The sequence below is a fragment of the Melittangium boletus DSM 14713 genome (assembly GCF_002305855.1).
Classification (GTDB): domain Bacteria; phylum Myxococcota; class Myxococcia; order Myxococcales; family Myxococcaceae; genus Cystobacter; species Cystobacter boletus.
Map to the genome: position 1 here is coordinate 7,081,293 of NZ_CP022163.1, position 12,675 is coordinate 7,093,967.

Genomic DNA, 12,675 nt, shown 5'->3' on the forward strand with positions numbered 1-12,675 from the left:
TCGGGTATGTCCGCGAAGGGTAATGGGGGCGCGTGGACTCCGCCATGGGTGAGTGAGCGGAGAGGCCCGAAACGCGAACGGCCCCTGGCTCCACGAGGGAACCAGGGGCCGTGGGGCGAACGGTGCCCGGGGACGACTACATCCCCATGCCGCCCATGCCACCCATGCCGCCCATGCCACCCATGCCGCCGCCACCGCCGGCGGGCAGGTCCTTCTCCTCCTTGGGACGCTCGGCCACCATCGCCTCGGTGGTGAGCATCAGGGAGGCGACCGACGCCGCGTTCTGCAGCGCGGTGCGGCTCACCTTGGCCGGGTCGATCACGCCCGCGGCCAGCAGGTCCTCGTAGGTGCTCGTGGCGGCGTTGAAGCCGTAGGCGCCCGTGCCCTCCTTGACCTTGTTGACGATGACGCTGCCCTCGAGGCCGCCGTTGGCGACGATCTGGCGCAGCGGCTCCTCCACGGCGCGGCGGATGATGTCCACGCCGAACTTCTCACCGGCCTCGACCTTGACGCCGTCGAGCACCTTGGAGCAGCGCAGCAGGGCCACGCCACCGCCGGGGACCACACCCTCCTCGACGGCCGCGCGGGTCGCGTTGAGGGCGTCCTCCACGCGAGCCTTCTTCTCCTTCATCTCGGTCTCGGTGGCGGCGCCCACGTTGATGACGGCCACGCCGCCCACCAGCTTGGCCAGCCGCTCCTGGAGCTTCTCGCGATCGTAGTCGCTCGAGGTCTCCTCGATCTGGGCGCGGATCTGCTTCACGCGCGCCTCGATCTCGTTCTGCTGACCGGCACCGTCGACGATGGTGGTGTTGTCCTTGTCGATGGTGATGCGCTTGGCGCGGCCCAGGTCCGTCAGCTGGAGCGTGTCCAGCTTGATGCCCAGGTCCTCGGCGATCATCTTGCCGCCCGTCAGGGTGGCGATGTCCTCGAGCATGGCCTTGCGGCGGTCGCCGAAGCCAGGGGCCTTCACGGCCGCCACGTTGAGCACGCCGCGGATCTTGTTCACCACGAGCGTGGCCAGGGCCTCGCCCTCGATGTCCTCGGCGATGATGAGCAGGGGCTTACCCGAGCGGGCGACCTGCTCGAGGATGGGCAGCAGGTCCTTCATCGAGGAGATCTTCTTCTCGTTGATGAGGATGAGGACGTCGTTGAGGACGACCTCCATGCGCTCCGGATCCGTCACGAAGTAGGGCGACAGGTAGCCGCGGTCGAACTGCATGCCCTCGACCACGTCCAGGTTGGTGTCGAGACCCTTGGCCTCCTCCACCGTGATGACGCCCTCCTTGCCCACCTTCTCCATCGCGTCGGCGATGATCTGCCCGATGGTGGTGTCTCCGTTGGCGGAGATGGTGCCCACCTGGGCGATTTCCTTCTTGTCCTTGGTGGGCTTGGCCAGGTTCTTCAGCTCGGCGGTGATGGCGGCCACGGCCTTGTCGATGCCGCGCTTGATGTCCATGGGGTTGTGACCGGCGGCCACCAGCTTCGCGCCCTCGCGGAAGATGGCCTGCGCCAGCACGGTGGCCGTCGTGGTGCCGTCACCGGCCACGTCGGAGGTCTTGGAGGCGACCTCCTTGACCATCTGGGCGCCCATGTTCTCGAACTTGTTCTCCAGCTCGATCTCCTTGGCCACCGTCACACCGTCCTTGGTGATGGTGGGGGAGCCGAACGACTTCTCGATCACCACGTTGCGGCCCTTGGGCCCGAGGGTGACCTTGACCGCGTCGGCCAGGATGTTCACGCCGCGCAGGATGGATTCGCGCGCGCGGACGTCGAAAAGAATGTCCTTCGCCATGTTCTGTGTGTCCTTGAAAAGGGGGGTAGGGGAATAACGGAGAGGTGTGAGGCGGGAGTTACTGCTCGATCACGCCGAGCACATCCTCCTCACGCAGGATGAGGTGCTCCTCGCCGTCGATCTTGATCTCCGTGCCCGCGTACTTGCTGAAGAGGATGCTGTCGCCGGCCTTGATGTCCATGGCGCGCACCTTGCCGTCCTCGAGCACCTTGCCGTTGCCGACGGCGATGACCTTGCCCTCGAGCGGCTTCTCCTTGGCGGTGTCGGGGATGAACAGACCGCCCTTGGTCTTGTTCTCCTCGGCCACGCGCTTGATGATCAGACGATCCTGCAGGGGACGAATCTTCATGGTCGGTCTCCTCGAGAGGGGGTGCCCTGGTTGCTCGGTGCACCCGGGGGTTTGGGAAAAGGGCTGCTGGGCCCAGGCGATTGGCACTCGCACCACGTGAGTGCCAACAGCCAAGCGCGCGGGATAATAACCAGCGAAGTCGACCCGTCAAGCGAGCCCGTCGTGGGGGCTCGAAACGATGCAACCCCCCGCCACCATTCAGGTTTTAGGTTTTGTCCAGGAATGCACATCCTGGCGCGGGCGCGCGGCGGTCCGTTCCATTTCTGGCAGTCCCGGGGCGCGAGTGCCAGCGTAAGTGCCCGGAATGACTGGATGCCGCTTTGCGGCACAAGGGGGGCCATTGATATCTTTGGGGGTGGCTCCTCCGTGGTGGATTCCTGGAGGGGAGCCGGGAGGAGCTTCGTCCATGAGTCAACTGGTGACGTCCCCTTCGTTGAAGGAGTTCTTCAAGACCCTCCTGGAGGAGGCCATCCGCCGGCAGCAGGTCGCCGTCGGGCAGAGCACCGAGTTCTACCTGGTGAACCTGCTGGCCGAATTCGCCTCGTCCGACAAGCTGTTCAGCAAGGGAGACGACGGGCGCGCCGAGCAGGAGCCGCTGGCCATGCTCTACCACCGCTCGCTCCAGCAGCAGCGGGACGAGCGCATCCGCACCCTGCGGCGCCTGGGCGACGTGTCGCTCTACAAGGCGGGCTTCTTCTCCGGGTCGCTGCGCGAGGGGCCCGTGGGACAGGACTACTACATCCAGATGGGTGGGGCGGCCTATGGCCAGGTGGCGGAGCTGGCGCCCGGCGCGGGCTTCGCCTCCGTCTACCGGGAGCTGAGCGCGCGCTTCCGCGCCCTGGTGGACGTGCTCGAGGAGATCGCCGCGCGGGGGCTCGTGCGCAATGGCCCCTCGGGCGCGCTCAAGGTGTACGAAACCTGGGTCCGCACGGGCAATGACAAGCTGCAGCGGGTGCTCGTGGACGCGGGGCTGGTGGTGCCCAAGGGGTTGGCGAACTGAACCGGGAGCGCGACGCATGATCGCCCGCGTTCAGGCCCACCTGGAGGCCATCTACGGTTTCACCTGCGAGGCCCGGGCGGAGGGCTTCCTGGTGGACACCGAGGCGGCCGTGCTCCTGGGCTCCTCCGGAGGACTCGAGGAGGAACTGCTCGTTCGCGAGGGAGAAGGGGAGGTGGAACTCGCCCTCTATCTGGCCCCCGCGTTGCTCTCCCGGCTGCGGCCCTACGAGAGCGCCCCGGTGCACGCCCTGCTGGATGGGGAGCTGGACGGCTTCTGCCAGCTCGCCGAGGGCGTCTCCCACTTCGTCTATATGGCGCAGACGGCCTTACAAGAGCGCACCGTGTCCTTGTTGGAGCTGGAGGCGCAGGCGGAGGTGGACAAGTTCGCCCTGTGCCTGTTGCAGCGCTGGGGGACGGGGGTGGAGGGGTGGGCGCGGGAGCTGATCGGGAAGCTCTTCGAGCGGGTGTCCTACCGGGCCCGGCTGACCGAGGCGGAGCGCTGGCGCTACCAGGAGGCCAACCGCCTGTCGCGCAACTTCTGCACCCGGCTGATGGGCCATGTCGCCGGGCGGCGGCTCGAACGGCTGCTGTCGGAGCTGCGCTACGCCTACCGATTGGGTGCGCAAGCCAAGCTGCGCCACTTCGCGCAAGTCTCCTGACCGCGGGGCGCGCGCATCGGGTACGGTGGGCGCATGCCCCGAGAGGCCTCCGCTGGAGGAATCGTCATCCGAGAGCAGGGAGGTGAGCTGGAGGTGGCCGTGATCCGGCCTCACGGCCGCTCCCTGTGGGCATTGCCCAAGGGGCATGTGGATCCGGGTGAGTCGCCCGAGCAAACCGCCACGCGCGAGGTGTGGGAGGAGACGGGCCTGCGGGCCACGCTCGTCGCGCCCCTGGGGGAGATCCGCTACGTCTACCAGTTCCGTGGCCAGCGCATCTTCAAGCGCGTCCACTTCTTCCTCTTCCGCTACCAGTCAGGGGTGCTGGGTGACATCCAGCACGAGGGACAGCGGATCGAGGTGGACGAGGCCCGCTGGGTGCCGCTCGTGCGGGCATCGGCGCTGCTGGGCTACAAGGGTGAGAAGGCCATCGCCGCGCGCGCGGCCAGGATGCTGCTGCGCGCGGGGACCGTCCTCGTCCCCTCCGGACAGAAGCCAGAGGGCACCGGAGACTAGAGCTCCTTGGCGTCCTTGGCGGAGTACTTGCCGGTGAGCGCCTCGCGCACGTCCCGGTCGAACTTCACCCGGCCCGTGGCCACCTCCCGCAGCGAGAGCACGGGCGGCTTGTTCTTGGAGATGTCGATGATGGGGCGGGCGCCGGCCATGAGCTGACGGGCGCGCTTGGCCGCCAGCAGCACGAGCGCGAAGCGGTTGTCGACCAGGGGGAGGCAGTCTTCGACTGTGACGCGAGCCATGGTTCAGAAATCCTATCGCGGAAGAACGCGGGGAAAGAAACCCAACCTAGAGAGCGCCCTCCACCGAGTCAAGGAAGGACGTGCCCGCCCATCGGGCGGGAGACGCGGCGCCTGTCCGCCGTGTGCTAGTGTTTTCTTAGATTCCAGAGACTTCCCAGAAACGGCTGATCCCCGCGCGCATGATCACTTCCCCGCTTCGTCCTTCTGGAAATCACCCCACATCCCCCGGGTCTCGCAAGCCCCATGCTTTTTGGAGCAATCAGTCGGTCTGGGGCATCTCGGCGCTCCTGTTCGGCTCGGTGGGGTTGGACTGGCTCTACCTCGGCCACATCCGTCCCATGGCGCTGGTCTACCGGCTCCTGGTGCTGGCCAGCCTGTTGATCATGCGCGAGCTGCACGCGCGCCCTTCCACCCGGGTGGGACGTGGGGTGCAGTATGTGTCGCTCGTCGTCAGCAGCGGCTGCATCATCGGGCTGGTGCATGAGATGGGCGGACTCGACAGCCCCTTTGTCCTCGTGCTGCCCATCATGCCGCTGAGCATCGCCCTGTTGTTCGGGCAGAACCGGAGGGCCACCTTCGTGAGTGGCGTGATGGGAAGTCTGGGCACGTGGGTGCTCGTGCTGCTCTCCCACCGGCCCTTCATCGAGGGCGCCACCTGGTTGATGATCATGGTGGGCGTCGGGGCCTTGGCGGATGTGCTCTGCCGTCAGGCGCTCTACGTGCATCAGGCCGAGCAGCAGGTGCGCATCGAGCGCTCCCGGCGCGAGGCCCTGGAGGCGCTGGCCTTGAGCGAGCACCGCCGGGCCCAGTCGGAGAAGCTGGCCATCGTGGGTCGGCTGGCGTCGGGCGTGGCGCATGAAATCAACAACCCCCTGGCCTACGTGGGCTCCAACGTGGACTTCGTGCGCGAGGAGCTCCTGGCGTCGGTGGAGGTGGATCGCGAGGCGCTGGCCGAGGTGCTTTCGGAGACCCGCGTGGGCGTGCAGCACATCCAGCAGATCGTCTCGGACCTCAAGGGGTTCTCCCGCATGGACACCCACGAGAGCGTCGAGTGCTGCCTGGCGGACGTGGTGGCCGACGCGATGAAGCTCGCCTCGTTGAAGCTCAAGCACGTGGCGTGGCTGCGGGTGGACGTGCCCGCGACTCTGCCACCCGTCATCGCGGTGAGGCAGCGGCTGGTGCAGGTGGTGCTCAACCTGCTGGTCAATGCCGCGGACGTCCTGGACGCGCATGGCGTGCAGGGCGCCGAGGTGCGGGTGACGGGCCGGGCCGAGGACGCCTGCGTGGTGCTGCTCGTCGAGGACAATGGTCCGGGCTTCGCTCCCCACGTGCTGCCCCGGCTCTTCGAGGCCTTCTTCACGACCAAGGGCCCCGACAAGGGCACGGGCCTGGGCCTGAACCTGTCGCGCGAGCTGGTGGTTCAGTTCGGCGGAACGCTCACGGCCAGCAACCGCGCCGAGGGCGGGGCGCGCCTGCGCATCAGCCTCCCCATTCCCTCCGAGCTCCTGTCCGCGCGGGCACATGTCCTGGGAACGGCCTGACGGGAGTTGTTTCCACCGGACAACACCTGGGTACGGATGGAGATGACGGGTTGTCCGGCGTGCGGATGATGAGCCCCGTCAACTGGGAGGAGTGGATGGCGCGGGTGCGCGAAGGCGCGATGGCCGATGAAGGCTCGGTCTCGAAGGTCGTTCTCATCTCGTCGGTGGCCGCCCTGGGCGGCTTCTTGTTTGGGTTCGATACGTCCGTCATCAATGGCGCCGTGGGGGCCCTGGCGTCCGTGTTCCAGGCGGGAGACACGGCCATTGGACTGGCGGTGTCCGCGGCGCTCATCGGCTCGGCCGTGGGGGCGTTCGTCGGCGGAGAGCTCGCGGACCGCCTGGGCCGCGTCCGGGTGATGGTGGTGGCCGCGGTGCTCTTCGCCGTGAGCACCGTGGGCTCGGGCCTCGCCTTCGGGCTCGTGGACTTGAGCCTGTGGCGCCTGGTGGGCGGCATCGCGGTGGGCATCGCCAGCGTCATCGCTCCGGCCTACATCGCGGAGATCGCTCCGGCCCACCTCCGGGGACGGCTCGGGTCGCTGCAACAACTGGCGATCGTGACGGGCATCTTCTCGGCGCTGCTCGTGGACTACTTCATCGCCACCCAGGCCGGTTCCGCGGAGAGCCCCTACTGGTTCGGTCTGCCCGCGTGGCGCTGGATGCTCCTGTCCGAGCTGCCCATCGCCATCTTCTATGGCGTGGGCGCGCTCATGATTCCCGAGTCCCCGCGCTACCTCGTCGCCAAGAAGCACGACGCCAAGGCGCTCACCGTGCTGCGCACCATCCTGGGCCGCGGCGCGGAGGCGAAGATGGGGGAGATCCGCCGGACGATCTCCACCGAGGCGTCGGGCCGGTTCAAGGATCTGCGCGGGCGCTTCGGGCTGCTGCCCATCGTGTGGATCGGCATCGCGCTGTCGGTGTTCCAGCAGTTCGTGGGCATCAACGTCATCTTCTATTACTCGAGCATCCTCTGGCAGGCGGTGGGGTTCTCCGAGAAGGACTCGCTGGCCATCACCGTCATCACCAGCGTCACCAACATCGTCACCACCTTCATCGCCATCGCCACGGTGGACCGCTTTGGACGCAAGCCCCTGCTCATCGTGGGCTCGGTGGGCATGGCGCTCACGCTCGGGGTGCTGTCCTTCGTGTTCGGCTCGGCCCCGCTCGATGCCTCGGGAAATCCCGTGCTGCAAGGCGCGGCGGGCACGGTCGCCCTGTTCGCCGCGAACCTCTACGTCTTCTGCTTCGGCATGTCGTGGGGCCCGGTGGTGTGGGTGCTGCTCGGGGAGATGTTCAACAACCGCATCCGTGCCCATGCCCTGGCGCTCGCGGGGTCCGCGCAGTGGGTGGCCAACTTCCTCGTCTCCGCCACCTTCCCCGCGTTGCGCACGCTGAGCCTCGGGCTCGCCTACGGGCTGTACACCGCCTCCGCGCTGGGCTCGCTCTTCTTCGTGATCTTCTTCATCCGGGAGACCCGGGGCCGCGAGCTGGAGGACATGTGAGCGGCCGCCCTCATGGATCGAGCGCCGACACGTCCGGACAGGCGGCGGCGTTGCCCACCTCGGCCGTCTCCCAGCCGCGCTTGAAGTAGGTGACCCGGAAGCGGGCGTCCCAGCACTCCACCTGGGTGGCGTCGAGATCCGCCGGGACGTTGCCGCCCGTCGCCATCGCGCGCGCCATGCCGTCCCGGTCGCTCGTCCACCGGCTGACGATGAACAGGTCCGCCCGCTTGTTGCCCGGGAGGATGGCGGTGTCCTCGAGGAGGAAGGTCATCTCCCCGAGACCACCGTGCGCCTCCCGGTACGTGTAGCGCAACGACGCTCGCGCCGCGACCGGGATGAACTCCACCTCCACGCTCATGGGAGGGGCCCGCGTCTGATAGGCGACGTCCAACCGCTTGTAGCCCGCGAAGCTCCCCATGTCGAAGCCGTGTGCGCGCGCCGCGGCGAGCTGGATGCTCACCGTCCCCGTTCCCCGCCGCAGGCCGCCGTTCGCCTCGAAGGTGCCCTCCACGAAGGACCACCATTCGTCCCGGCCGCGGGGGCGGAACTGGAGCTGGTACGCGAAGCGCCCGTCCTGCCGCGTCATCACGAAGCGCACCAGGTGACCGGGATGCTCCGAATCCTCCACGGGGCCCCACTCGCGCATGTCCGGCGCGCGCGTCGTGGGGTTCTGGGCGCGGATCTTCTCCAACGTCGACAGGAGCCCATCGAGCGCCGTGTTGAACCGCTCCGAGGCCTGATGGGTGTCCTCGTAGAGGGTGGATGGGTCTCCCTCGGCGACGGGCGTGTCCGCGAACGGGCGGACCTCCAAGGGGAGCGCGCTTCCGATCCCCGCGGCGCCCTCCCGCTTCGGGAGCTTGGCGGTCAGCTCCGCGCGCACGGGCAGGGCGTTGAGGAATTCGAGGTCGTCGTTGGAGAAGTTGCCGCCGCACGCGGTGGCGAGCAGGCCCAGCAGGGACAGCCAGCAGGTTCGCATCACGTGCTCCCGTCAGAGTCGGTAGGTCACGAGCGCCCCGAGCTCCCAATAGCCCAGGGAGCGCCGCTCATCGACGTTGTAGAGGAGGTAATGGACGCGGGCGCGTCCGGTGAGTTCGACGCGGTCCGCCAGCCGCACGCGCAGACCCGCCACCAGTCCGGGCGTGAACACCGCGTAGAACTGATCCGGCAGGCTCGTGTCCTCGAAGTTCCGGCGCGCGACGAGGTAGGCCAGACGCGCGCCCAGGAAGGGGCTCCACCGGCCCTGGGGCCACTCGGCCACCAGCGAGGTGCCCACGGTCAACAAGGTGTAGCGGTAGCGCGGTCCCGAGAGCGTGGGCAGCTCCAGCGTGGCCTGGCGCGTGCCCAGGGACACATCCACGTCCCAGCGCCAGTCCTCGCGGAAGTAGTGGAACAGGCCTCCTTCCAGGCCCACCAGGGGCGTGGACAGGAAGAGGCTCTCGCGGGTGGGCGCGTCGAGGAAGGAGTGGTAGCCGCCGTTGAGGCCGAGCGTCCAGTACGTGCGCCGGGGGCGGGGCAGGGGCGCCACGCCCTTGACTGGATCATCCGAGAAGGGCGCGTCGCGGAACCGGGACTCGTCGAGCACGGTGGTGCTTCCGCGCCGCACCTCGGCCTGGCCGATGCGCAGCCGGTCCGGCATCCGCCGCTTCACCGAGTAGAAGCCCGGGGCGAGGGCGAGGCGGCGCTCGGCGTCCGCGGCCTTGTCCATCTCCGCCACCACGAGCCCCGCGCCATTCACGAAGTAGTAGGCCCCCGGCGGCGCGGAGCGAGGCACGAGCAGGCCCTCGTCGAGGCCTCGCAGATCCGTGAGCACCACGTCTCCGTTGCCGGCCAGGTCGTAGCTGAACGTGGGGTGCTGGGGCCCGGCGCCGCTGTCCGCGGTGTCCGCCACCGTGCGCGCGTAGGCATGGGAGTAGGCCTCGAAGAGCGTCACCTGCCCATCGCCCGAGCGGTCCGCGTCTCCCATCAGCCCGCTGAGCAGGTGGTGGGTGAAATAGCTGCCTCCCAGCAGGTCCGACTCCTGGGAGTCCTCGTCCGCCGCGCTGGAGGTGAGCAGCACGAGCCCTCGTGCCTCGCGGCCCGTGCCCGCGTCGATGGCGAAGGCCGGGGCCCGCCGCACGCCCTTGGTGCGCGTGAGCCGCCCGGAGCGGCAGGCATCCAGGATGGCGATGCGCACGTCCGCGGGCGCCGCCGCCAGCCGGTGCTTGAGCGTGTCCAGGTCCAACGTCTCTCCACCCATGCGCAGCGCGCCATCCTTCGCGTGTCCCGAGTAGTAGACGAGCAGTTCGGTGCGCTCGCCCCGGGCGCGTGCCGCCGCGGACTCCTGCTCCAACAGGGCGAGCGTTCGCAGGAAGTCGTCCGGCGCCGCGTCCAGCAACAGCCGCGCGTCTCCGGAGGCCACGCCGCCGAGCCGCAGCAGGAGGGTGTGCAGCTTGCGTGCGTCCTCCGTCGCGAAGCGCAGGGGCCGGGTGTCCGCGCCCCCCTCGTCGTTGCCGGCCACCAGGGCGAAGCGGCGCAGGGGCCCGGCCTCGGTGGTTCCCGCCCACCCCAGGCACAGGAGGAGCCACCACCCGAGGGCCCACGCCCGCCTCATGGCTTGCGCAGGAGCCAGTGGATCTCCTCGCCCTGTATTCCCAGCGTCGTCATCGCGGGGAGCTTGCCTCCCGCGCGCTCCCACGCCCCCAACACCGCTTCCCGCACCGCGTCCACCCGCAGGGGCTCGTCGGAGAGCAACACCATCACCCGCTCCTGGCCCTTGCCGGTGAACTCCAGGCTCTCGGGCAGCCAGCGCCGCTCGGCGCTTGGCTCCACCGGCAGGCTTCGGTCCTCCTGCGCGTAGAGGGTGGAGAACTCGCCCGCGTCATCCACCGAGACCGCCAGGACGAAGTGGTAGGGCCCCGCCACGTACCCCAGGCGCGCCCGCTCTCCTGGCAGGAGCACCTCGATGTCTCCCGGCTGCACGGAGCGCTGGGGACCCCCACCGCCGATGCGCAGATCCGCCGAGGCGCCTCCTCCCTTGAGCCGGTTGATGGGCTCCGTCGCGAGTAGGGGACGCACCGTCACCGCGAGCAGCACCGTGGCCGCCACCGCCACCAGGAAGCCGTTGACGCGCGGCTGATCGGGTCTCTTCTTGGCGTCGGCCACGGCGCCCTGGACTCCGGCCACGAAGCGCTCGAAGGGCACCTGCGCCTCGAAGCGCGCCTGTTCCGCCTCGAGTTCCTGGAGCACTTGCGCGCACGGGGTGCAGGTGGCCACGTGGGCCCGGGCTTGCTGCTCGTCCGCGCCGGTCAACTCCCCGGCGCGCAACCGCCTCACCGTCCATTCCGTCAGATGCGCGCTCATGGGACCTTCAGCTCCTCGTTCGTCAGGGCGGCGAAGCTCTCCAGCCGTTTGCGCACCGTGGGCACCGAGCGCCCCAGCAACGCCGCCACCTCTTCCAACGTCATTCCATCCACCCAGTAGTGCACCACCGCCGCCTGGGTCTCCACGTCCACGCGCGACAGCAGCGAGCGCACCAACTCCCGGGTCTCCAGCACCTGCTCGCCCCGGTCTCCCTCGGGCCGGGCCCGTGCGTCCCGCTCGAACCAGCGCCGCCAGGGTGCCCGCTCCGCGCGCAACTGGTTGAGGCAGTGGTTCGTGGTGATCTTCATCAACCACGCGAGGGGCGAGCCCTCCACGCGCAAGGAGTCCGGCTGCTGCAGGACACGGGCGAAGACTTCCTGGGCCGCGTCCTCGGCCTTGGTGGCGTCCTTGAGCAGGTAGCGGCAGCGTCCGTACACGCTGCCGCCGTACGCCGTGTACAGCTCGCGCAGGAAGACGCGCCGGTCCTTCTGGCCTCCAGCAATGACCTTCAGGGCGGGTTGGGTCGTTCCTGCCACGAACTCCTCGTCTCTCCGTGGGGGTGGGGGGGCCGAGCTTACAACGACGAGTAGACGGCCGGGGTGAAGACGCAGTCGGTGGCCTCGGTGCCGTAGCCCACCCGGGGATCGTAGCTGGCGCTCAGGTAGACGCTGGCGAAGTCGCTGTTCCAGCACTCGTTGAGGGTGGCCTCACCCGCCAGGTCTCCGCCCGACAGCTTGACGTCCGAGCGGCCCGCCCCCGTCTCCGTCCAGCGGCTCTTGATGGTGATGTTCTCCATCAGGGAGGAGGCGCCGGCCGGCTTGTACAGGTCCTGCTGCATCTTGAAGTCGAACTCGCCGCCCTGGCCGCGCACGGCGCTGAAGTGGTAGTCGGCCTCCCGGCTCTTGTCGCCGTTGCCCAGGCGGAACCGCGCGTCCACCGTGACGGGGCTGGTGCTGTCCGGGCGGGCGTACTGGACGTTCAGGGCACCCTCGCCGGAGTCGATCTCCTGCAGGTTCTTGAGCCGATCCGAGTCGATCACCATCTCGCCCCGGCCGAAGCCCTGCATCACCTCACCCGCCTCGTCCAACACGGGGGTATGCGTGCCGGTGAGCACGTCCGTGAAGGCCGCGTCCGCCGCCTGCTTGTTCTTGCCCGCGAGCGCGAAGCTGTAGGTGTTCTCGCCCGTCTTCTTCACCGTGAGCCGCCAGGCGTTGCGCGCCAGCGCCTCGGTGTAGGGACCCCACACCGCGGTGTCGTCGGTGAGGGTGGTGGGGGTGTGCTTCGTCACCCGGTTCAGCAGCGCGAGGGTGGACAGCGTGGAGCCGTTGATGAACGCCGTGGTGCCGCGGGTGAGCTGGTAGAGCTCGCTCGTCTTGTCCTTCTCGAGGGGCTGGACGCCCTCATCGGACACGAGGGCCTGGCCCTTCCGCTGGGGCTCTCCCACCTCCACCATCTCCTGCGTGGGCAGGGCGGAGCGGAACTGGGTCTCGGCGTCCATGCGGCCACAACCCGTGAGCACCAGTGCGGCCAACAGCAGGTTCTTGCGCGTCGTCATGTGTCTCTTCCCCTCGGATGGCCCGCCGGCCGTCATGGCCGCGCGGGTCGTTCGCTGGAAGGACACGGCAGGGCTCGAAAACAGAAAAAGGACCGTGCGGATAAGTAAAAGCGCAGGAATTTCAAGTCCTTGGAGGCTGGCCTGACTGCTCTCCGAGCGGACTTGGCCGGGGTTGGGGCGCCAATAAGTC

At 68.6% G+C, this 12,675-nt stretch carries 13 protein-coding genes; 5 read left to right on the forward strand and 8 right to left on the reverse strand.

Going from position 1 to position 12,675, the window contains the following annotated elements:
• Positions 1 to 136 precede the first annotated feature (136 nt).
• Both groL and groES read right to left on the reverse strand, forming a co-directional pair.
• Positions 137 to 1,792: a chaperonin GroEL gene (gene groL / locus MEBOL_RS29595; RefSeq protein WP_095980577.1), complete on the reverse strand. Its 1,656-nt coding sequence runs from the start codon at positions 1,790 to 1,792 to the stop codon at positions 137 to 139.
• 58 nt (positions 1,793 to 1,850) lie between these two features.
• Positions 1,851 to 2,141 carry a co-chaperone GroES gene (gene groES, locus MEBOL_RS29600; protein WP_095980578.1) on the reverse strand — a complete coding sequence of 97 codons (291 nt, stop codon included), beginning with the start codon at positions 2,139 to 2,141 and terminating at the stop codon, positions 1,851 to 1,853.
• A 406-nt stretch (positions 2,142 to 2,547) separates the two neighbouring features.
• Between groES and MEBOL_RS29605 the strand changes: the two genes are divergently transcribed.
• From MEBOL_RS29605 to MEBOL_RS29615, 3 genes are read left to right on the forward strand one after another with little or no spacing between them, the layout of a single operon-like run.
• Positions 2,548 to 3,141 carry a hypothetical protein gene (locus MEBOL_RS29605; protein WP_095980579.1) on the forward strand — a complete coding sequence of 198 codons (594 nt, stop codon included), beginning with the start codon at positions 2,548 to 2,550 and terminating at the stop codon, positions 3,139 to 3,141.
• 16 nt (positions 3,142 to 3,157) lie between these two features.
• Complete coding sequence (locus MEBOL_RS29610) at positions 3,158 to 3,799, forward strand: hypothetical protein (protein ID WP_095980580.1); 642 nt, start codon at positions 3,158 to 3,160, stop codon at positions 3,797 to 3,799.
• Between the two features lie 33 nt (positions 3,800 to 3,832).
• Entirely contained in the window at positions 3,833 to 4,312 is a 480-nt protein-coding gene (locus MEBOL_RS29615; protein WP_095980581.1) for an NUDIX hydrolase, read from the forward strand.
• Here the strand turns inward: MEBOL_RS29615 and rpoZ are convergent.
• Positions 4,309 to 4,551 (reverse strand): DNA-directed RNA polymerase subunit omega, encoded by a 243-nt coding sequence (gene rpoZ / locus MEBOL_RS29620; RefSeq protein ID WP_095980582.1) that lies wholly within the window; start codon positions 4,549 to 4,551, stop codon positions 4,309 to 4,311. The genes MEBOL_RS29615 and rpoZ overlap by 4 nt on opposite strands.
• A 179-nt stretch (positions 4,552 to 4,730) precedes the next feature.
• Here rpoZ and MEBOL_RS29625 point away from each other — a divergent pair, with 179 nt between their 5' ends.
• Both MEBOL_RS29625 and MEBOL_RS29630 read left to right on the forward strand, forming a co-directional pair.
• The gene (locus MEBOL_RS29625; protein ID WP_095980583.1) at positions 4,731 to 6,092 is read left to right on the forward strand and encodes a sensor histidine kinase; all 1,362 of its coding nucleotides are present in this window, start codon (positions 4,731 to 4,733) and stop codon (positions 6,090 to 6,092) included.
• A gap of 59 nt (positions 6,093 to 6,151) precedes the next feature.
• Positions 6,152 to 7,591, forward strand: coding sequence for a sugar porter family MFS transporter (locus MEBOL_RS29630; protein WP_245920176.1), 1,440 nt, complete (start codon positions 6,152 to 6,154; stop codon positions 7,589 to 7,591).
• 10 nt (positions 7,592 to 7,601) lie between these two features.
• Here MEBOL_RS29630 and MEBOL_RS29635 read toward each other — a convergent pair whose 3' ends face one another.
• Genes MEBOL_RS29635 through MEBOL_RS29655 form a run of 5 tightly spaced genes read right to left on the reverse strand, consistent with a single transcriptional unit; the run spans position 7,602 to position 12,485 of the window.
• Positions 7,602 to 8,567: a hypothetical protein gene (locus MEBOL_RS29635; protein WP_095980584.1), complete on the reverse strand. Its 966-nt coding sequence runs from the start codon at positions 8,565 to 8,567 to the stop codon at positions 7,602 to 7,604.
• A 12-nt stretch (positions 8,568 to 8,579) separates the two neighbouring features.
• The gene (locus tag MEBOL_RS29640; protein WP_245918950.1) at positions 8,580 to 10,181 is read right to left on the reverse strand and encodes a caspase family protein; all 1,602 of its coding nucleotides are present in this window, start codon (positions 10,179 to 10,181) and stop codon (positions 8,580 to 8,582) included.
• Entirely contained in the window at positions 10,178 to 10,930 is a 753-nt protein-coding gene (locus MEBOL_RS29645) for an ACP synthase (protein WP_095980585.1), read from the reverse strand. The genes MEBOL_RS29640 and MEBOL_RS29645 overlap by 4 nt, the downstream gene beginning before the upstream one ends.
• Positions 10,927 to 11,466, reverse strand: a complete 540-nt coding sequence (locus tag MEBOL_RS29650) for an RNA polymerase sigma factor (RefSeq protein WP_095980586.1) — start codon at positions 11,464 to 11,466, stop codon at positions 10,927 to 10,929. The genes MEBOL_RS29645 and MEBOL_RS29650 overlap by 4 nt, the downstream gene beginning before the upstream one ends.
• Before the next feature lie 38 nt (positions 11,467 to 11,504).
• Positions 11,505 to 12,485 (reverse strand): hypothetical protein, encoded by a 981-nt coding sequence (locus MEBOL_RS29655; RefSeq protein WP_095980587.1) that lies wholly within the window; start codon positions 12,483 to 12,485, stop codon positions 11,505 to 11,507.
• Positions 12,486 to 12,675 lie beyond the last annotated feature (190 nt).